Source organism: Streptomyces sp. NPDC001880, assembly GCF_053594575.1.
The window spans coordinates 1-16,729 of sequence record NZ_JBSFET010000110.1 but is presented as its reverse complement, the minus strand read 5'-3'; the positions used below and the strand labels follow the sequence as shown (position 1 = coordinate 16,729).

The following is a 16,729-nucleotide window of genomic DNA, read 5'->3' as shown; positions in this document are numbered from 1 at the left end:
CCTGGAGGACACTTTCCCAAGTCGAACTCGCGACGGCCGAGTGGGTCGACTGGTACTGCCACCGCCGACTCCACGGTGAAATAGGGCACATCCCATCCGTCGAATACGAGACCAACTACTACCTCACCACCGCGAAACCCCAGGTCAAAACCACAATCTGAGATCTCTACCGAACCCGGGGCGGTTCAAGATGCCGCCATAGACCTTCGTGCAGACGGGGCCATACCCCTCAATTTGAATCGCGCTTCCAGGATGATTGTCGGAAGCTGATGCGTCGCGTCATGGCGTCGCTGGTGACGAGCGCTCGGGCGATGATGACGGCCATGCGGAAGCACCGGATGTGCCGGTCCTCGTGTACATAGCCTTTTCCCCGGCCTGGTGGAGCTCCTCGCGCGGTCTGCATCGCCGTGCATACGTGTGAGGCGCATACTAAAAAGACCTGGGAGAACGGAGGACGTCATGATCATCCTCGGCGTCATTCTGCTGGTCATTGGTTTGGTGGCCGGCATATCGATCTTGTGGACCATCGGTATCGTGCTCGTCGCGATCGGCATCGTTCTTTGGATCCTGGGGTCCCTCGGGCATGCAGTGGGCGGTCGACGGCACTACTGGTAGTGCCGCTTACTTCGGCTCCTCGTGCACGCGGCCGCTGTGATGTCCAACGGCGACTGTGATCCCGGTGTGCTCGGATGCCGCGTGCTGTTCAGCGTCCCGGGCGGGAGCACACATGGTTGTACGCCATCAGCTCATCGCCCGGGAACCGTCCGTGCTCTGGGCGGTTCTGGAGGACGAGAGCCGTTACGCGGACTGGGTGGTGGGGACCTTGGACTGGGTGGTGGGGACCTTGGACTCTGCCCCGGGCAACGGGCATTGGCCGGAAGTCGGATCGTCGATCAAATACACGGCGCGTGTGGGGCCGAAGGAGTTCCACGGACGCACGACGGTCCGTCGTCTCGACGCCCCGCGCGCACTGGAACTCGAAGCGCACGGAAGGCCGTTGGGTACAGCACGGATCGCTTTCGGCATCCGGCCGTGGGGCGAGAAGACCCTGGATTCTCGACGAGCATCCGCTGCGCGGCCTGGGAGGGAGTCTCCACAACACAGTTGTCGATGCCTTTGCGTAGATCCGGCACCGCAGCATGTTGCGGCGACTTGCGGAAGTCGTCGAAGGAATGCCTCAGGACACGGGGTGAGTGACAGGCTGAGAGGACCAGCCCCAACTGCTGGTCAGCTGACTGGGGCCAGTAGCTCAGCGAGACGCTCAGCTGGGTTGACCAGTTGAGCGCCTTTTGTGGTCGGCTGTTGAGTTCGGAGGGCACCACCTCCAGCTGCTCAGGAGTGTGGGGCGAGTCAATGTCCCTGAGGAAATGCTGTCGCAGCAGGCTGTTGGTGTTCTTCTTCGAGCCGCGCCGCCCGGGGCTAGTCGTATAGCGGAAGTAGACCGAATATCCGTGGAATTGGTGCACAGCTGGTGGCCGCCATCTCCACGCCCTGGTCACAGGGCAGGGAACGCCGAGGCGCGGCGGAAGAGTTGGACGGTCGCGGCGAAAGCGTTACGTGTGGCCAGGAAACCGTGGCCACGCAGCAGATGGAGGGTGGGATCGTGCCGTCGTCCGATACGCCCCCAAATCGGCGACCCCCACAGCAGCCGCCCACCCCGGCTGATGCGCCCGCCAGCTCCGCTCAAGGTGCGAGGCGCCCGATACCGATCAGACTTGAATGCATGGCAGCAGAACGAAAGCTCTGTGGCGAAAGCCGCGACGTCCGAAACGTGGCGGAGCGATGTGGAAAGGCGCACTGCGAACACGTCAAGCTGCGTATTGCGGGCCTGCTGCCTTGTTGCAACTTCGTTGCCGCTGCGGGCACTCACGTTGAGGCCACCGGAGTCTGGCCATGGGACTGATCACAGGACTTCTCACGCTCCCCATCGCACCGGTCCGTGGTCCGATCGGGGCGGCGGAAGCTCAGCGACACTGCCGAGCGCGAACTGTACGACTCGCGAGTGTTCCGTGCCAGCTGGCTGTGCTGAACTGGGAACTTGAAGGCGGATATATAGGCACGGAGGGAGTTCGAATCGGGAAGAGGGAAGGCTACTCGACCGGCTAGGTCGGCCCCGCACCGAACGATCGAAGGTGACGTACTCATGGATGACACAGCCAAGGTGACCCTCGCGGCCGCAATAGTGGGCGGCTATGTGCTGGGTCGAACGAAAAAGGGCCGGCTGGCCCTGACCATTGCAACGTACCTGGCAGGGAGACGATTCGGCCTGGAACCCCGACAGCTTGCCGCCGAAGGGATGCGCAGACTAGGGGAGGTTCCCCAGTTTGCCGAGCTACAGGAGCAGCTGAAAGGGGAAGTCTTCGACGCAGGCCGTAAGGCAGTTGCTGCCGCCGCTGACCGGGGCATGAGTTCGCTGGCCGACGCCATCAGCGACCGTACGGCCCGGCTCGGTGAGAAGCCGGAAGAGGGGGACGAGGAGGAGTACGAGCTGGAGGAGGAAGGCGCGGAGTACGAGGAAGAGGAGGAACCGGAAGAGGAAGAGCCGGAGGCCGAGTACGAAGAGGGCCAGGCTGAGGAAGAGGAGGAAGAGGAGGTAGAGGAGGAGCAGCCAGAAGAGGAATACGAGGAGGAAGAGGAAGAGCCGGAAGCGAGGCAGCGCCGCAGATCTCGTCAATCAGCCCAGCCCAGAGGAGGCGCGGCGCGCAAGAAGGCCGCTCCCGCCCATGGAGAGAAGCCTCGGACGGCCAAGAAGTCCGCCGCCCGGAAGACGGCCCCGGCAAAGAAGACGGCTGCGAAGAAAACTGCTCCGGCCAAGAAGTCCACCGCCCGGAAGACGGCCCCGGTAAAGAAGGCAGCTGCGAAGAAAACTGCTCCGGCCAAGAAGTCTGCCGCCCGGAAGACGGCCCCCCCAAAGAAGACGGCTGCGAAGAAAACTGCTCCGGCCAAGAAGTCCGCCGCCCGGAAGACGACGTCGTCGAAGCGAGCAGCGTCCAAGCGCGCCGATCGTCGGAGGTAGCCAGTCATGACCAGGACGGAAACAGAACAGCCCCCGGCACAAATGTCGGGTGCGGACCGGCTTCGCGAAGAGGCGTCAAATTTCCTCAGTGCACAGGTGGAGAGGCTCGCCGAGAAGGCGGGTGACAAACTGAACGATGTCACTGGGCAGCTCACCGATGTGGCCGAGAGTGGATCGCTTCCTGCGATCGGCTCCCGTATTCTCCAGGGCGATTCCCCGCTGAAGGCATTCGTCGGAGAGAAAGCCAAGGGCGTCAAGGACAAAGTCGCGGGAAAGGTCAAGGAAGCGTTCGGCGGCGGAAAGGGTAAACGTAAGTCGAGCGGTGGAAAGGTCATGAACATCTTCGAGGTTCTCGATGTGGGAGTGCCCTTGCGTGTTGCGTACGACTACTGGACGCAGTACGACCAGTTCAGCAGCTTCGCGAAGGGCGTTCACGACGTCTCGAAGAGCGATGAGATGTCCAGTGACTGGAAGGTCAAAGTCGGCCCTTCCTCGCGCAGCTTCAAAGCGACTGTCCAGGAACAGATTCCCGACGACCGCATCGTTTGGACATCCGAGGGAGCCAAGGGGACTACCCGTGGTGCGGTCAGTTTCCATGAGTTGGCACCTAGGCTGACTCGAATCGTCCTGGTCGTGGAGTACTACCCGTCCGGGTTCTTCGAGAAGACGGGCAACTTGTGGCGCGCCCAAGGGCGCCGAATGCGACTCGACTTCAAGCACTTTCAGCGATACGTCACCCTCGCCCAGGAAGAGCCCGAGGGCTGGCGCGGTGAAATCCGGGACGGTGAAGTCGTCGTGTCCCACGAAGACGCCATGGAAGAAGAGGCCGCCGAGCAGGAGGACGCACAAGGCGAGGAGTCCGAGGACGCGGACTACGAGGAGGAGCCCGAGGACTACGAGCCCGAGGACGAAGACTACGAGGACGAGGACGAGCCTGACGACGAAGACTACGAGGACGAGCCTGAGGACGAGGACGAAGAAGAAGGCGAATACGAGGAAGAAGAAGGGGAAGAAGGAGAGGAAGAGGACGTAACCCCCTCCAGGGGGCGGGGACGGCAGAGGTGACGCCGTGACTGACGTCGCCTTCAGGCAGGGGGCGTACCCCCGTTTCGGGGCCGCAGACCACCACTCTCTGGTCGCGGACTTCACGAAAAATCTGGGCTGGCTGGCGTTGTGGCAGCCCCCAGCGAACCTCTTGTAGATGTACGGCTGAAGTCAGCTCCATGTCGGTCACGAAGGACGCGTCGAGCCCTGTCTGCCGTGCGGCCTCTGCCTCGTCCCTGACCGCATCGATGTGCTGCGGATCCCGTGTGTAGGTGTAGGCGGGTGAGTGCTCCAGGTCAGCGTCGATGTTCAGTTCGGCGCAGAGAGCGGCCGTCCGGTCGAGCGCGTCCTGTTGTCATAGCGCGTACAGCCGGCGCTGCGGGCGCCATGCTTCGCTTTCAACTGCGCGTACACCAAGCCATGCGCAGCTGCCAGTTTGGTGGTGGTGTATCCGGTACGCCCGCGGCGATCCGCTCCGCCTCCAGGACAACGACACAAGCACCACATTTTTACTGTGATCCCTGCACACCGCAAGGGCAACTGCTCAGGGAATGGGGGCACGCGCCTGCCATGACTTGTTCTCCAACGGTGGGCCGTCGGAGAACAGGTCGAAAAGAGTGAACACCGGCGTTCCAACACTTGCGAAACGCGCATGATACTGATCGCCTTTTGTGTTCGTCATCAGCGCCCAAGGCATCAGTGGAAGCGATTCCTTCCTCGGGAGATAGCGTGCCCACCACGCCACCGGTCACGGCGTTTCATATGCAGCAGCGATGGCGCTATGCAGCCAGCGGGGGATGCTAGGCACGCGGTCAGGAGGCTGCGCCCGGCGCGGAAGCAATGTGCGAGCTCCGAGATGCGGTCAGCCCAGGCCGTATATCATGGAACGGCGTCTTGTGAAGGTGACGCGGGCATTATGTCGTCTCCGATTCCGGAGCGGGAACATGGCCGTAGGCGAAGAGGACGAGACAGGGCGCGTCCGGCGTCCGTCCAGCAAGAAGCCCGTCAAGAAGACCGCCAGGAAAACCAGCACCGGACGGGCCAGCAGCCGCACGAACGAAACGAAGCGTGCGGCCCGTCGGGTTTCGGCCCCGCGAGCCATGCGGTATGCGGCTGAGCAGCTCCAGGAGCTTTTGGGGCGAGCACCAGAGTCCGTCTCGGCGTTGAAGCCGACGGAGGGCGGCTGGCAGGCGGACGTGGAAGTTTTGGAGCTGGAGCGTATCCCCGGCACTACCAGCGTGATGGCCAGTTACCGGGTGACGCTGGACGAGGAAGGCGAACTGTTGGCGTACGAGCGCACCCGCCGCTACACCCGAGCCCAGATCGACCCGCGTGGCTAGGGCCGGAATACCACTGCTGCACCGGGCGACGGACGAACGGAAGCGGCCTCGTCCGGAGCCATGTGTGGCTGCTGAAAGGAGGCACCATGACTTTGGTGCCGCAGGGCGAAGGAACCATCTCCAGGGCCGGCGGAGGAGGGTCGGGGAACCTTTACGACATCCTCGAGCTGATTCTGGACCGCGGCCTGGTGATCGATGTCTTTGTGCGTGTTTCCTTGGTGGGCATCGAGATCCTCAAGATCGATGCCCGCATCGTCGTGGCGAGCGTGGATACCTACCTGCGCTTCGCGGAGGCCTGCAACCGCCTCGACCTGGAGGAGGGCCGCAAGGCTCCGTCTCAGCTGACCGACCTGGTCGGCGAGGTGACCGAGGGCGGAGCGCATGGCAAAGCCAAGGGTGCGCTGAGCGGGGCCGCTGACGTGCTGACCGACGCCCTGAAGGGAGGGCATGACGACGAGGAGGCCGAGCAGCCAGAAAAGAGGCGCAAGGAGCCCGAGGAGAGGCGGGAGCGGCCGCGGCGTCGGCCTGCCGCCCGACGCCGCGAGGAGTGAATCATGGCCGTATACGTGTATTCCATTGTCCTGGCCACCCATCCGCAGCGCTTGGACGAGCTCCACGGGGTGGGGGACCCGCCTGCGACCCTTCGCACGGTGCAAAACGAAATGCTGTCCGCGGTCGTCAGCGACGCGCCCGAGGAGCTGCGTCCCAAACGCCGAGACCTCAGCGCACACCAGGCCGTCCAGGAACAACTGATGGCCGACGGCACCGTTTTGCCACTGCAGTTCGGCTTCACCGCCGTGGACGACGAAGCTGTACGAGCGGTCCTGGAGGACGGCACGGACAATTTCAGCGAACGCTTGCGGGCGTTGGAGGGCTGCGTGGAATACCACCTGAAGGCCGCCCAGGACGAGGATGCGCTGTTGCGCCAGATCCTTCAGGAGTCCGACGAGGCACGCGAACTCAACGAGGAGATCAGAAGCGGCCGCAGCAGCCCGGAACTGCCGCTCGCCCTTGGAGAGCTGGTATCCCAAGAAGTGCAAGCGCGGCAGGAACGGCTCGCCGTCGAAGTCCTCGATGCGCTGCGCGGATTCGCGCGGGAAGAACGCTCGTCGCAGCCGACCGGGAACGACTTCTTGAATGTGTCATTCCTTGTGGAGCGAGACAACGAGAAGACCTTCCTCGGCGCGGAACAGGATATCGCCAAGGAACTGGGAGAGGACTTCGACCTGCGACTGGTCGGCCCACTGCCCGCCTACAGCTTCGTCTAAGGAGTCCTCATGGGACTGCTGACTCAACTCGCGACTCTTCCGCTGGCGCCGGTGCGTGGCGTGGCCTGGGTCATGGAGCGCGTCGTCGAGGCCGCGGAGAACAAGTACTACGACCCAGCCCCCGTCGAACGGGAACTCGCCGCACTTGAGCGAGCGCTCGTGGCGGGAGAAATCGACGAGGAAACCTTCGACCGGCGCGAGGACGAGTTGCTGGACCGGCTGGACGAGATCAGGGCCCATGTCCAGGGCGTCGATACCTGATCGCGCAGCCGGTGGAACGGGCGTATTGCCACGCGCTCCCATCAAAGCAACGGGACACCAGGGAATTGAGGTGCAGCGGCCGTGACCGAACCCGTCGCCAGGAGGCTGGGCGACCTCCCGTCCAGGTCCGCCCCGTATGGCCAGGGCTCCTCGGCCAATCTCGCCGACATCCTGGAGCGTGTCCTGGACAAAGGCATCGTCATCGCAGGCGATATCCAGATCAACCTCCTGGACATCGAACTGCTTACCATCAAGTTGCGCCTGCTGATCGCTTCGGTGGACAAAGCGAAGGAAATGGGCATTGACTGGTGGGAGCACGATCCCTCACTGTCGTCACGCGCCAACGACGGCCGCTCACTCGTCGAGGAGAACAAACGGCTGCAGGCTGAAATCACGGCGCTGCGCGAGGGCCGTGAGTTGCCACCGGCCAAGGACGAGGAGAGCCGCGCCGCGGCTCCCCGCCGCACGGCACCCCGTCGCACCGCACGCACCAAACGGGCAGAGCCCAGCCCCCGCAGCGAGAGGAGGGGCGAGCCATGACCGCCACGATCTCCTACGCGTACGCGATAGCACGGGACGCCGACGGATCGCTGGAAAAAGCTCTGTCCGGGCTCCCTGGAGTGGCGGAGGCACCGGTGCATCTAGTGCGTGTAGAACACAACGACGATGTGGTCGTCGCCGTGAGCCCGGTACCTGAGCGGGACTTCCAAGAAGCCGCGCTGCGAGCGCATCTTGAGGACTTGGACTGGCTGGAGTCGGTGGCCCGCGCCCATCACCGGGTGATTGATGCCTTGGCCGCCCGCACCGCCGTCCTGCCACTGCGTCTGGCAACGGTATACCTCGACGACGAGCGGGTGCGACTCATGCTCCGGGCCCGCCACGAGGCGTTTGCCGACAGACTGACCGACCTGGCAGCGCAGGTGGAGTGGGGCGTCAAGATCTATGTCGAAGCGGCCGCCGAGGCCGAGAGGCCAGCAGGCCCACCCACAGATGCGGGCCTGAGCCCCGGGCGGGCTTACCTCAGCCACCGCAGAGCACAGCGGCACGCCCGCGAAGACGCCTATCGGGATGCCGGACGGGCAGCCGAGCGGGTCGAGGCCGCCGCCCGCGCTTATGCGGTTGATCGCGTCCAGCACCGGCCGCAGCAAGGCGAACTCGCCCGCGGGCCGGGAGAGAACGTCATCAACGACGCCTACCTTGTGCCGCTGCAACAGGCTGAAGGCTTTCGCGCCGATGTCATGCAGGCCGCAGAAGGACTACCCGGGGTACGCGTCGAAGTCACGGGGCCATGGGCCCCGTACTCCTTCGCCACCCTCACCGAAGCCGAACCGCTGAAGAGGGCCACGCCGTGAGGGCGGCGGGCAGGCCGGAGGAGCCGCTGCCGCAACGGCAGATCGCACTGATCGACCTGCTGGACCGGTTGCTCAGCGGAGGCGTGGTCCTCACCGGAGACGTCGTGCTCTCCATCGCCGATATCGACCTCGTACGCATATCGCTGCGCGCGCTGATCGTCTCCATCAGCGAACAGAATCCTTCCCCGTGGCATGCCATCTCAGCACCCATAGGAGACGACCATGTCAGGTAAGGACCGTCCGCCCGGAAGTCGCCTGGACGAGATCGCCGATGCCGCCGCCCGCGCCTTCCGCATGCTGCCCGCAGTGCCGCAGGACATCCTGCCCCGGGGCGGTACGGAGGCGCGAAGGCCGGCCCATCGGATCACTACCGCCCCGGACACGGTGGAACGGGACCTGATCAAACTCGTACTCACACTCGTCGAACTGCTACGACAGCTCATGGAACGCCAAGCCCTTCAGCGGGTCGACGCAGGAGAACTCACTGAGGAACAGGAAGAGCGCCTCGGAGCAACTTTGATGATTCTGCACAGTCGTATGATTGAACTCTGCTCTCGGTACGACCTTTCCATGCAAGATCTCAACTTGGATCTCGGACCTCTCGGAACTCTTCTGCCACCACCCGAATGACGTCAGGGAGAAGGAAATGGGTATCGGAAAGAAGTCCAAGAACATTGGTAAAATCGCGGAGGGGAAAACAAAGGAATCGGTCGGGCGGGCCGTGGGTAACGAAAGGCTGGAGGGAAAGGGGAGGGCCCAAAAGGTGAAGGGTAAAGTGAAGCAGGTCGTCGAGAAGGGCAAGGACACCTTCAAGCACTGAACGAAAGACACGCCGCACTGACCCGCTGCCGCACTCCGAACATGGGCGGGCCGGCGCTCAGCGGAGCAAGTGTCGGCTGGCTGCAATCGACGCAGCTGGCGGCGGGACAGTGCGCGCTCGGTATACCAGGCGCTGAGGAGGGCGTTTGTCTGCGCTCACCTCATCTGTGTCCGGGGGGAGCTGACATGCAACGGGCCGCTGAAACGAATGCGCCCGGCGATCGTCTCCGCAACCACCGGCCGCCCGTTTCTCCAATCGCCGACGGGTATGGGAAATCACATGCCCATCAGAGTCGCCGTTGTGGGCTGCTCCAAGTCCGAGAAGCTGGAAACCCGTCGCAAGCGATGGAGACAAATGCCAAGGAAGGGAAGCACCGTGAGGCTCCCGGAAACCCGAGGCGAGGTGTCTGCCGCTCTGATCGAGGCGCTCGGCCGGGAACCGGGTCGGCGCAGCCTGCCAGACATACACCTGGTGGCGGGGACCGACCCGTACGACGACGATCTCCAACTCGCTCTGTACCTCTGTTACGAGTTGCACTACCGCGGCTTCGACGGTGTGGACGGCGCCTGGGAGTGGGATCCAGAACTGCTCATGGTGCGTGCCGCGCTGGAGCGGGAGTTCATGGCAGCTTTGCGCGCTGACGTGCCGGTGGCCGAGGACGTCGGCAGCGCGCTGGACGAACTCGTTCTGGAGCCGTCGGACTCCGACCGCGTGTCGTACTTCCTGCGGGACGAGGGCGAGCTGTGGCATCTGCGTGAGTACGTCGCCCACCGCTCGCTCTACCACCTCAAGGAGGCCGATCCGCACGTGTGGGTGATCCCGCGCCTGACGGGCCGGGCCAAGGCAGGAATGGCCGCTGTGGAGTACGACGAATTCGGAGCGGGACGGGCAGAACAGGTCCACTCGAAGCTGTTCGCCGATCTGATGACTGATCTCAACCTGGACACCTCGTACGGGCGCTACCTCGACGCCGGCTCCAGGCAGATGCTCGCGACTGTCAACCTCATGTCACTCTTTGGACTCCACCGCTCACACCGTGGTGCGCTGGTCGGTCACTTCGCCTCAGTGGAGACCACATCGCCACCAGGGGCGCGGCGTCTTGCTCAGGCATTGAAGCGGGCCGGTGCCGGGCCTGCGGCCATCCACTTCTACGCGGAGCATGTGGAGGCCGACGCCGTGCATGAGCAGCTCGTACGGCATGAAGTCGTCGCCGGTCTGCTCCAGGAGGAGCCGGATCTGGCACCGGACGTCGCCTTCGGTATCGCAGCCACGGGATGGTTGGAAGACCGGTTCGGGGAGCAGTTGCTCGGCGCATGGCGGGGCGGCGAGTCCTCACTCTGTGCGCCGCTCTGAGGCCGGCGGTGGGGCTTTCGGCCTCTTCCGGCCGCGGTGGCTCGTGTCGCACCAAGGGAAGATGAGGCTCCGCCGGCAGGTACACAGTGCGACGACAGGCCGGTCCGAGCGGGCAATGTGGCCGTCCTCCCGGATCACTTCGACCGGCCCCTCCACGAGCATGGGTCCGCCCGGCTCCTGCATGACGCGCCGTGCAGCTGCCCGAGGTGCGGTCTCCGGTTCAGTTCGGCCGTTCTGCACGGATCACCACCAGTTCCTCTGCCTTCTGGCCGCGCTCGATCAGGCCCTGGGTCTCCAGCCAGCCGGCTCGTTCTCGCAGGACAGGCCCGAAGGGAACGAACCGGCGGTCGGTCACAGCCACGTCCAATCCGGCTTCAGCCAGCCGCGCCAGGGTCATCGCTGGATTGCTCAGCACGGAGTGGACCGCGAGCAGCACACCTCCGGGGCGCAGCAGAGCGGGGCCCTTGGCGCAGAGCCGGTCGAGCACCGCCCGGCCGTCGATCCCCGCCTCCCAGGCCCGAGCAATACCGCGGCGCGGCACGCCGACGATCGCGGACGGTACGTACGGCGGGTTCGCCAGCACGAGGTCGAACCTCAGGCCGGTCGCAGGCTCCGTGAGATCACCGCGGATGGCCCGGATGGCCCGCGCGTGCCCCGACAGCAGTGCGTTCAGTCGTGTCGTGAGCACCGCCGCGGCCGACGTGTCGATGGCGATCACGTGGGCAGCGCCGTGGTGGGCGGCGGCGATCGCCACGGCGCCGGTACCGGTACCCACGTCGAGTACCTCCGCTCCGGGTGACAGATGCTCGAGCCGCAGAGCGGATATCAGCATGGCTGTGTCTTCCTGTGGCGTGTAGACACCCGGAGGCTGGAGAAGTTTCACTGTCACGTCCGGCTCTCAGAGATCACGCAGGGCGGGCAGAAGGGTCTTCTCCACGCAGCCGCTCGGGCCCGAGGACTCACAAGGCTGCATTTCCGCCGTCCCGCAACCCCGAGTCGAGACGGCAGCGCTTTCCTCAATGGGGGACATGACGTAGCAGGGTGCCGCAATCAGCCTCGGTGACCCGGCGTTGGCCCGGGGCCGCCGAACGTCAGCGAACTTTCGGAACAATGAAGCCTGACGCCTGGTGTCGGCCGCGCGGCCGACACCAAACCGAGCCTTGGGGGCCGTGAAACCCGGATGCGGTCGCCCCGGGTGCCCGGCCCACAATGCAGGTACTACTGTCCGGACTTCTTCAGCCGCTCAGCCGCCTTCGCCGCAGTCTCCTGGGCCTTGCCTGCCATTTGCTCGCCGCGGCCCTCAGCCTGCATGTCCTTGTCGTCCGTGGCACTGCCGATGGTTTCCTTCAGCTTGCCCTTGACCTGCTTGGCCTTCGCCTTTGCCTTACCCATGACGATTCTGTCCTTCACCGTGGGGGATACGTAATCCACCTTGCGTCGATCACTCCGAGGCCGCAATCGGTGAGGTGTCGCGCTCTCGAGCAACTGGAAGGAAGAGCCGCGGGAGCGGCAATCTCCGATCAGTCGGGCGGCTCAGGAACCGGGCGGGAACCGGGGCCCGGCGCCGGGGGCGGCTCCGCGTCTGGCTGGGGCTCGGGCTCGCTGGGACCTGGCTCGGACGGCGGCTGCGGGTCGTGTGGCACCGGGTCCGGCCGACTGGGGACTGGCCCGGGACCCTCTGGGGAAGGTTCTGTGGTCATCGCTCTTGTCCTTTCTCGCGTCGCTGCTTCGCAACATCCCAGCGGACCAACCGAGAGTTGAGCGAGGTCGCCTCGGAAATGGTCCGTGGCAACGTGGCAGGGCCCTGGCTCCACAGTCGGCATCTCACACGGGGAAGAGACCGTCAGTAGAGGAATTGGGCCGCTATCTGCAAAACGGACCGTGCCCGCGTATGAGCGCAGTCCGGCCCCTCGCCCGCAGCGCGGCCGGGGGATGCACCGTGGCAAGGAACACCGGTGTGATCCTCGCTGCTCGTCCCTTCGCCTTGCGCGCTAAGCGAGGATGTCCCAGTGCGGCATCGAGAGGAGGGCGTCGCGGGATTGCGTCACTTTGAAGGAACTGCCCATAAACGACTGCATGCGTCGGTCTTCGTCACGGGCGTCGAACGCGCCCTCTCCCACCATGCTTCCACCGTGCCCCGAAGTTCGCCCGGTGCGCGCGGCTGTGTCCACTCAAGCTGCCGTGCGACGCACGTTCCGAGCATGCCTCCGACGAGGCCGCACGAGCTCCCGGCTCCTCGGGTCGTCAGGCAGGCCGGCCTGCCCCAGCCCGATTGCTCTCGAAGCTCAAGGCGGGAGACGGCATCGGAGTAGGAGTGCCGGCCGCGTCCGGCCTCGACACGGAGTGCACGCAGCCTTCTCTCCGAGGTCTCTTATGCCTGTTCAGCGCCATGGGCGGAGGAACAGCACAGTGGCTTCCCGCTTCAGCTGCTGCTGTCCGCTCGCCGCCGGAGGGCCAAACGTGCATGCTGACAAAGGGGTCGAGTCCGCCTCGTAAGGTAACGCCATGGTTTCCACGCCCAGCCTGCCCCGGTCACACAGACCATCGGCAGAGGTCACGGAACTGGCCGGATGTACTGTCGGTGCCCCTTGCTGGGCAAGCCTCGCCACGCCGGACCCCCGAGCCGCCGAAGACTTCTACGGCGCCGTACTCGGGTGGGAGTTCCGGCGCACCTCCCTGGGTGAGGACTTCAGGATGGCACTCTGGGCGGGCGTGCCCACCGCGAGCCTGGGGTGCACAACACCGGCCTTGCAGGTGGCCCTGGACTGGACACCCTACTTCTGTGTCACAAACGCCGACGAGGCCGCGGCCCGCATCGTGGAACGCACCGGCACTATCGCAGTGGGTCCGGTCCGCCTTCCCCTCGGTCGCGGGGTGCTGGCTGCCGACCGTGAGGGCAATCGTTTCGGAATCTGGGAAGGGCAGCTGATCGCCGACTGGGAGTCCTGGCGCGCACACCGGCCGTGGCGACTGGAACTGCGCGCGGGAGACATGTTCGAGGCCGCCATCTTCTACGGCGAGGTGCTCGAGTGGGCCTGCGCCCGGCACGGCTGCTGTGAGGTCCGCTACGAGCATGGCGGCGTCGCGCTCCGGGACGTCGGAAGCGTGGCAGCCCGGATCGTACCGGCCGGTGCGGTGCTGAGCGGCGAGCGGACGAGTCCGCGCTGGAACGTCTACTTCCCGGTGCCGAATGCTGACGCGGCAGCGGAGGCGGCCTCCCAGCACGGTGGCGGAACCATCGGCCGGGCCGTAGCGGGTGATCGCCGCACGGCCCTGTTGCATGATCCGCACGGCGCTGTCTTCGGTGTCGAGTCTCCACGCGGCTCCGTGATCATCAGCGCGGCGTTTGGGCTCCGGCCTGGCGCAGGTACCGATCGGTCCCCGCGGGCCGGGAGGCCTGGCGAGGCCGCATAAGCGCAAAAATTCGGGGAACCCACGACTCCAAACCACTCCCGGCGGACCGTTCCGACCCGAAAGGACCTGGGAATGTCTGACAGCGACGTGAGCATGCGGAAGGTGCTGGCCATCGTCACGAACTACGGCGTTGAGCAGGACGAACTGCTGGTGCCCCTCGAACACCTGCGGGGCTGGGGCGCCGATGTGGACGTCGCTGCTGTGTCGGCTGACGACGTCCAGACCCTGGTCGGCGACAAAGCTCCCGGAAAAACCATCCGACCCGAACTCACTCTGAGCGACGTTGACCCGGCCGATTACGACCTCCTGCTCGTGCCGGGTGGCACATTGAACGCCGATGCACTGCGTCTGCAGAATTCGACGACGGAGATTGTGCGCTCTTTCACGTCGTCCGGGCGCCCTGTAGCGGCCATCTGCCACGGACCTTGGGCCTTGGTCGAGGCGGGTGTCACCGCAGGTAAGATGCTCACCTCCTACCCCTCGCTGAGGACAGACATCGTCAATGCCGGTGGCGATTGGGCCGATGAACCGGTCATCAGGGATGACTCCTGCGGCTGGACCCTCATCACCTCGCGCAACCCAGGTGATCTGGAGCCGTTCCTCGAAGAGATCGATGCAGCGCTCGCTGTAAGCGGTTACTGAACGTGACCGACCCTGCCGCTACGCGGCTTCCAGGCCGCGCGTCTTGACCCTCAGCGTCTTGCCGTCGGCATCCTTGGCGACCTTGCCGTCAGAGCCGATGAGCAACAACGAGATCGAGGTCCTCTTCCGCAGCTTCGACACGTCCAAGGGATTCAGGCAGGACGCCACCCACCAAGCCGCTCCTGAGCTGATCAAGTCCCAAAAGGCGCTCGCCACCGCGAAAGCGGTCGCCGACAAGTCGACGCGGACCCGCTGTACCAGCACGCCCGTGCCGAGCGCGGCGGGTACGACACCTGCGTCACCGACCGGGTCGCCACCAAGCTCCGGGCCCAGAAGAAGACAACCTCCGCCACGACCACGACGCATACCGAGCAGCACAAGCAGGCGCTGCGCCAGATCCATGTCGAGCCCGACTGGTGGCGTGCGCTTCGAGGGGGCGCCGAGTACCGGGAGCAGCCCGGCCAGGACGTTGGCCACCGCGATCTCCCGGATCGCCAGGCGGTCGCGCTGCACCCTTCGTAGTTGTCGTACTCGGCCTTCAGTCGCTGGAGGTGATCGGTGCGCTCGGCGAGCTGCGCCGCCAGTCCGGCTGCCCGGTCGGCCACCGCCGGAGCGTGCTCGGCTCCCGGAAGGGCGCGCTCCTCGCCGTGCTTCGTCTTCCGCTCGGCTGCCGCATGGTCGGGCTTCCTCGGCTGGAGTGACCAGATCGATGCGCTGGTTGTCCCCTACCACGACAGGTGGCGTCCGCTTCTGTGTTGGCCGGGACTTGTTCGGCCCGCTTATCCCGCACCTCCTTCTGCGCTCTCGTCATCGACGATTTCCGCGTCGACGACGTCTTCCTCACCGCTCGCAGACCCGCCCTGGGAAGCGGAACCGGAACTGGCTCCGCTCGCGGCACCCTGTTTCTGGGCGTAGAGGGAGCTGCCGATCTTCTGCGAGACCGCTGCCGCCTTCTCCATGGCGGTGCGGACCGCGGCGGTGTCCTCGCCCTTCAGTTTCTCCTTGACGTCCGCGAGGGCTGCCTCGGTCTCCGCCTTCTCGTCGCCGGGGAGCCTGTCCGCGTTGTCGGCGAGGAGTTTCTCGGTCTGGTAGACGAACTGTTCGGCCTGGTTGCAGGTCTCCGCGTCCTCGCGTCGACGGCGGTCGTCCTCGGCGTGTGCTTCGGCATCGCGCATCATTTGGTCGATCTCGTCCTTTGGCAGGGCGGAGCCGCCGGTGACGGTCATCTTCTGCTCCTTGCCCGTGCCCAGGTCCTTCGCGGTCACGTGCATGATGCCGTTGGCGTCGATGTCGAATCCGACCTCGATCTGCGGGACGCCGCGCGGGGCCGGCGGCAGGCCGGTCAGCTCGAACATTCCGAGCCTCTTGTTGTACGCCGCGATCTCGCGCTCGCCCTGGTAGACCTGGATCTGCACGGACGGCTGGTTGTCCTCGGCCGTCGTGAAGATCTCGGAGCGCTTGGTCGGGATCGTGGTGTTGCGCTCGATCAGCTTGGTCATGATGCCGCCCTTGGTCTCGATACCGAGGGACAGCGGGGTCACGTCGAGAAGCAGGACGTCCTTGACCTCGCCCTTGAGGACACCGGCCTGGAGCGAGGCGCCGATGGCGACGACCTCGTCCGGGTTCACACCCTTGTGCGGGTCCTTGCCCGTCAGCTCCCGTACCAGCTCGGTCACCCCGGGCATCCGGGTCGAACCGCCCACCAGGATCACGTGGTTGATCTCGGAGACATCGATCCCCGCATCCTTGACCGCGCTGTGGAACGGACCCTTGCAGCGGTCCAGCAGGTCCTGAGTGAGCTGCTCGAACTCGGCCCGGGTGAGCTTCCCGTCCAGATGCAGCGCGCCCTCGGACGACGCGGTGATGTACGGCAGATTGATCGTCGTCTCGGTTGCCGCGGACAGTTCGATCTTCGCTTTCTCCGCCGCCTCGCGCAGCCGCTGCGTGGCCATCTTGTCCCTGGACAGGTCCACGCCGTACGCGTTCTTGAACTGCTTGGTCAGATGGTCGACGATCCGCTGGTCCCAATCGTCACCACCCAGATGCGTGTCACCGTTGGTGGCCTTCACCTCGACCAGGCCCTCGCCGATCTCCAGCAGCGAGACGTCGAAGGTGCCGCCACCGAGGTCGAACACCAGGATCGTCTGGTCCCGCTCCTTGTCCAGACCGTATGCGAGCGCCGCTGCTGTCGGCTCGTTGATGATCCGCAGCACCTTCAG

21 protein-coding genes are annotated in these 16,729 nt (G+C 65.2%); 16 read left to right on the top strand and 5 right to left on the bottom strand.

Annotation, left to right across the window (positions count from 1 at the left end):
- Positions 1 to 459: 459 nt before the first annotated feature.
- The 13 genes from ACWCQ6_RS31910 to ACWCQ6_RS31850 all read left to right on the top strand — a co-directional run bounded on the left by ACWCQ6_RS31910 (position 460) and on the right by ACWCQ6_RS31850 (position 10,454).
- Positions 460 to 615, top strand: a complete 156-nt coding sequence (locus ACWCQ6_RS31910) for a DUF6131 family protein (RefSeq protein WP_451095166.1) — start codon at positions 460 to 462, stop codon at positions 613 to 615.
- 1,528 nt (positions 616 to 2,143) lie between these two features.
- Positions 2,144 to 3,016, top strand: coding sequence for a histone protein (locus tag ACWCQ6_RS31905; RefSeq protein WP_451095164.1), 873 nt, complete (start codon positions 2,144 to 2,146; stop codon positions 3,014 to 3,016).
- Between the two features lie 6 nt (positions 3,017 to 3,022).
- On the top strand, positions 3,023 to 4,081 hold the full coding sequence (locus ACWCQ6_RS31900; protein WP_451095162.1) for an SRPBCC family protein: 1,059 nt from the start codon (positions 3,023 to 3,025) through the stop codon (positions 4,079 to 4,081).
- 923 nt (positions 4,082 to 5,004) lie between these two features.
- Positions 5,005 to 5,400, top strand: coding sequence for a gas vesicle protein GvpO (locus tag ACWCQ6_RS31895; RefSeq protein ID WP_451095159.1), 396 nt, complete (start codon positions 5,005 to 5,007; stop codon positions 5,398 to 5,400).
- An 86-nt stretch (positions 5,401 to 5,486) separates the two neighbouring features.
- A complete protein-coding gene (locus ACWCQ6_RS31890) occupies positions 5,487 to 5,951 on the top strand; it encodes a gas vesicle structural protein GvpA (RefSeq protein WP_451095157.1) in 465 nt (154 codons plus the stop codon).
- A 3-nt stretch (positions 5,952 to 5,954) separates the two neighbouring features.
- The gene (locus tag ACWCQ6_RS31885; RefSeq protein ID WP_451095155.1) at positions 5,955 to 6,668 is read left to right on the top strand and encodes a GvpL/GvpF family gas vesicle protein; all 714 of its coding nucleotides are present in this window, start codon (positions 5,955 to 5,957) and stop codon (positions 6,666 to 6,668) included.
- A 9-nt stretch (positions 6,669 to 6,677) separates the two neighbouring features.
- Entirely contained in the window at positions 6,678 to 6,929 is a 252-nt protein-coding gene (locus ACWCQ6_RS31880; RefSeq protein WP_397798034.1) for a gas vesicle protein GvpG, read from the top strand.
- A 105-nt stretch (positions 6,930 to 7,034) separates the two neighbouring features.
- Positions 7,035 to 7,469: a gas vesicle protein gene (locus ACWCQ6_RS31875; protein ID WP_451095170.1), complete on the top strand. Its 435-nt coding sequence runs from the start codon at positions 7,035 to 7,037 to the stop codon at positions 7,467 to 7,469.
- Positions 7,466 to 8,281, top strand: coding sequence for a GvpL/GvpF family gas vesicle protein (locus ACWCQ6_RS31870; protein WP_451095153.1), 816 nt, complete (start codon positions 7,466 to 7,468; stop codon positions 8,279 to 8,281). The genes ACWCQ6_RS31875 and ACWCQ6_RS31870 overlap by 4 nt, the downstream gene beginning before the upstream one ends.
- Positions 8,278 to 8,514: a gas vesicle protein gene (locus ACWCQ6_RS31865; RefSeq protein WP_451095151.1), complete on the top strand. Its 237-nt coding sequence runs from the start codon at positions 8,278 to 8,280 to the stop codon at positions 8,512 to 8,514. The genes ACWCQ6_RS31870 and ACWCQ6_RS31865 overlap by 4 nt, the downstream gene beginning before the upstream one ends.
- Entirely contained in the window at positions 8,504 to 8,911 is a 408-nt protein-coding gene (locus ACWCQ6_RS31860) for a gas vesicle protein K (RefSeq protein WP_451095149.1), read from the top strand. The genes ACWCQ6_RS31865 and ACWCQ6_RS31860 overlap by 11 nt, the downstream gene beginning before the upstream one ends.
- Before the next feature lie 16 nt (positions 8,912 to 8,927).
- Positions 8,928 to 9,101, top strand: coding sequence for a CsbD family protein (locus tag ACWCQ6_RS31855; protein ID WP_389296091.1), 174 nt, complete (start codon positions 8,928 to 8,930; stop codon positions 9,099 to 9,101).
- 354 nt (positions 9,102 to 9,455) lie between these two features.
- Positions 9,456 to 10,454, top strand: a complete 999-nt coding sequence (locus ACWCQ6_RS31850; protein ID WP_451095147.1) for an iron-containing redox enzyme family protein — start codon at positions 9,456 to 9,458, stop codon at positions 10,452 to 10,454.
- Here ACWCQ6_RS31850 and ACWCQ6_RS31845 read toward each other — a convergent pair.
- The 3 genes from ACWCQ6_RS31845 to ACWCQ6_RS31835 form a co-directional block, all read right to left on the bottom strand.
- Complete coding sequence (locus tag ACWCQ6_RS31845; protein ID WP_451095145.1) at positions 10,434 to 10,616, bottom strand: CDGSH iron-sulfur domain-containing protein; 183 nt, start codon at positions 10,614 to 10,616, stop codon at positions 10,434 to 10,436. The two genes, ACWCQ6_RS31850 and ACWCQ6_RS31845, sit on opposite strands and share 21 nt — an antisense overlap.
- Positions 10,617 to 10,674: 58 nt before the next feature.
- A complete protein-coding gene (locus ACWCQ6_RS31840; RefSeq protein WP_451095168.1) occupies positions 10,675 to 11,337 on the bottom strand; it encodes a HemK2/MTQ2 family protein methyltransferase in 663 nt (220 codons plus the stop codon).
- A gap of 335 nt (positions 11,338 to 11,672) precedes the next feature.
- Positions 11,673 to 11,846, bottom strand: a complete 174-nt coding sequence (locus tag ACWCQ6_RS31835; RefSeq protein WP_451095143.1) for a CsbD family protein — start codon at positions 11,844 to 11,846, stop codon at positions 11,673 to 11,675.
- A 1,302-nt stretch (positions 11,847 to 13,148) separates the two neighbouring features.
- Here ACWCQ6_RS31835 and ACWCQ6_RS31830 point away from each other — a divergent pair.
- Both ACWCQ6_RS31830 and ACWCQ6_RS31825 read left to right on the top strand, forming a co-directional pair.
- A complete protein-coding gene (locus tag ACWCQ6_RS31830) occupies positions 13,149 to 13,868 on the top strand; it encodes a VOC family protein (RefSeq protein ID WP_451095141.1) in 720 nt (239 codons plus the stop codon).
- Between the two features lie 72 nt (positions 13,869 to 13,940).
- The gene (locus tag ACWCQ6_RS31825; RefSeq protein WP_451095139.1) at positions 13,941 to 14,510 is read left to right on the top strand and encodes a type 1 glutamine amidotransferase domain-containing protein; all 570 of its coding nucleotides are present in this window, start codon (positions 13,941 to 13,943) and stop codon (positions 14,508 to 14,510) included.
- 18 nt (positions 14,511 to 14,528) lie between these two features.
- Here ACWCQ6_RS31825 and ACWCQ6_RS31820 read toward each other — a convergent pair whose 3' ends face one another.
- The gene (locus ACWCQ6_RS31820; RefSeq protein WP_451095137.1) at positions 14,529 to 15,023 is read right to left on the bottom strand and encodes a hypothetical protein; all 495 of its coding nucleotides are present in this window, start codon (positions 15,021 to 15,023) and stop codon (positions 14,529 to 14,531) included.
- Between the two features lie 38 nt (positions 15,024 to 15,061).
- Between ACWCQ6_RS31820 and ACWCQ6_RS31815 the strand changes: the two genes are divergently transcribed.
- Positions 15,062 to 15,211, top strand: a complete 150-nt coding sequence (locus ACWCQ6_RS31815) for a hypothetical protein (protein WP_451095136.1) — start codon at positions 15,062 to 15,064, stop codon at positions 15,209 to 15,211.
- Between the two features lie 78 nt (positions 15,212 to 15,289).
- Here the strand turns inward: ACWCQ6_RS31815 and dnaK are convergent.
- A partial coding sequence (gene dnaK / locus ACWCQ6_RS31810) for a molecular chaperone DnaK (protein WP_451095134.1) occupies positions 15,290 to 16,729 on the bottom strand: 1,440 nt, incomplete at its 5' end.

Bases quoted from the DNA above. Each gene is read 5' to 3' on its own strand.
- ACWCQ6_RS31895 (WP_451095159.1), top strand. From the start codon at position 5,005: ATGGCCGTAGGCGAAGAGGACGAGACAGGGCGCGTCCGGCGTCCGTCC.
- ACWCQ6_RS31825 (WP_451095139.1), top strand. From the start codon at position 13,941: ATGTCTGACAGCGACGTGAGCATGCGGAAGGTGCTGGCCATCGTCACG.
- ACWCQ6_RS31890 (WP_451095157.1), top strand. From the start codon at position 5,487: ATGACTTTGGTGCCGCAGGGCGAAGGAACCATCTCCAGGGCCGGCGGA.
- ACWCQ6_RS31870 (WP_451095153.1), top strand. From the start codon at position 7,466: ATGACCGCCACGATCTCCTACGCGTACGCGATAGCACGGGACGCCGAC.
- ACWCQ6_RS31855 (WP_389296091.1), top strand. From the start codon at position 8,928: ATGGGTATCGGAAAGAAGTCCAAGAACATTGGTAAAATCGCGGAGGGG.
- ACWCQ6_RS31880 (WP_397798034.1), top strand. From the start codon at position 6,678: ATGGGACTGCTGACTCAACTCGCGACTCTTCCGCTGGCGCCGGTGCGT.
- ACWCQ6_RS31900 (WP_451095162.1), top strand. From the start codon at position 3,023: ATGACCAGGACGGAAACAGAACAGCCCCCGGCACAAATGTCGGGTGCG.
- ACWCQ6_RS31885 (WP_451095155.1), top strand. From the start codon at position 5,955: ATGGCCGTATACGTGTATTCCATTGTCCTGGCCACCCATCCGCAGCGC.
- ACWCQ6_RS31850 (WP_451095147.1), top strand. From the start codon at position 9,456: ATGCCAAGGAAGGGAAGCACCGTGAGGCTCCCGGAAACCCGAGGCGAG.
- ACWCQ6_RS31835 (WP_451095143.1), bottom strand. From the start codon at position 11,846: ATGGGTAAGGCAAAGGCGAAGGCCAAGCAGGTCAAGGGCAAGCTGAAG.
- ACWCQ6_RS31860 (WP_451095149.1), top strand. From the start codon at position 8,504: ATGTCAGGTAAGGACCGTCCGCCCGGAAGTCGCCTGGACGAGATCGCC.
- ACWCQ6_RS31910 (WP_451095166.1), top strand. From the start codon at position 460: ATGATCATCCTCGGCGTCATTCTGCTGGTCATTGGTTTGGTGGCCGGC.
- ACWCQ6_RS31905 (WP_451095164.1), top strand. From the start codon at position 2,144: ATGGATGACACAGCCAAGGTGACCCTCGCGGCCGCAATAGTGGGCGGC.
- ACWCQ6_RS31845 (WP_451095145.1), bottom strand. From the start codon at position 10,616: ATGCTCGTGGAGGGGCCGGTCGAAGTGATCCGGGAGGACGGCCACATT.
- ACWCQ6_RS31830 (WP_451095141.1), top strand. From the start codon at position 13,149: ATGGCACTCTGGGCGGGCGTGCCCACCGCGAGCCTGGGGTGCACAACA.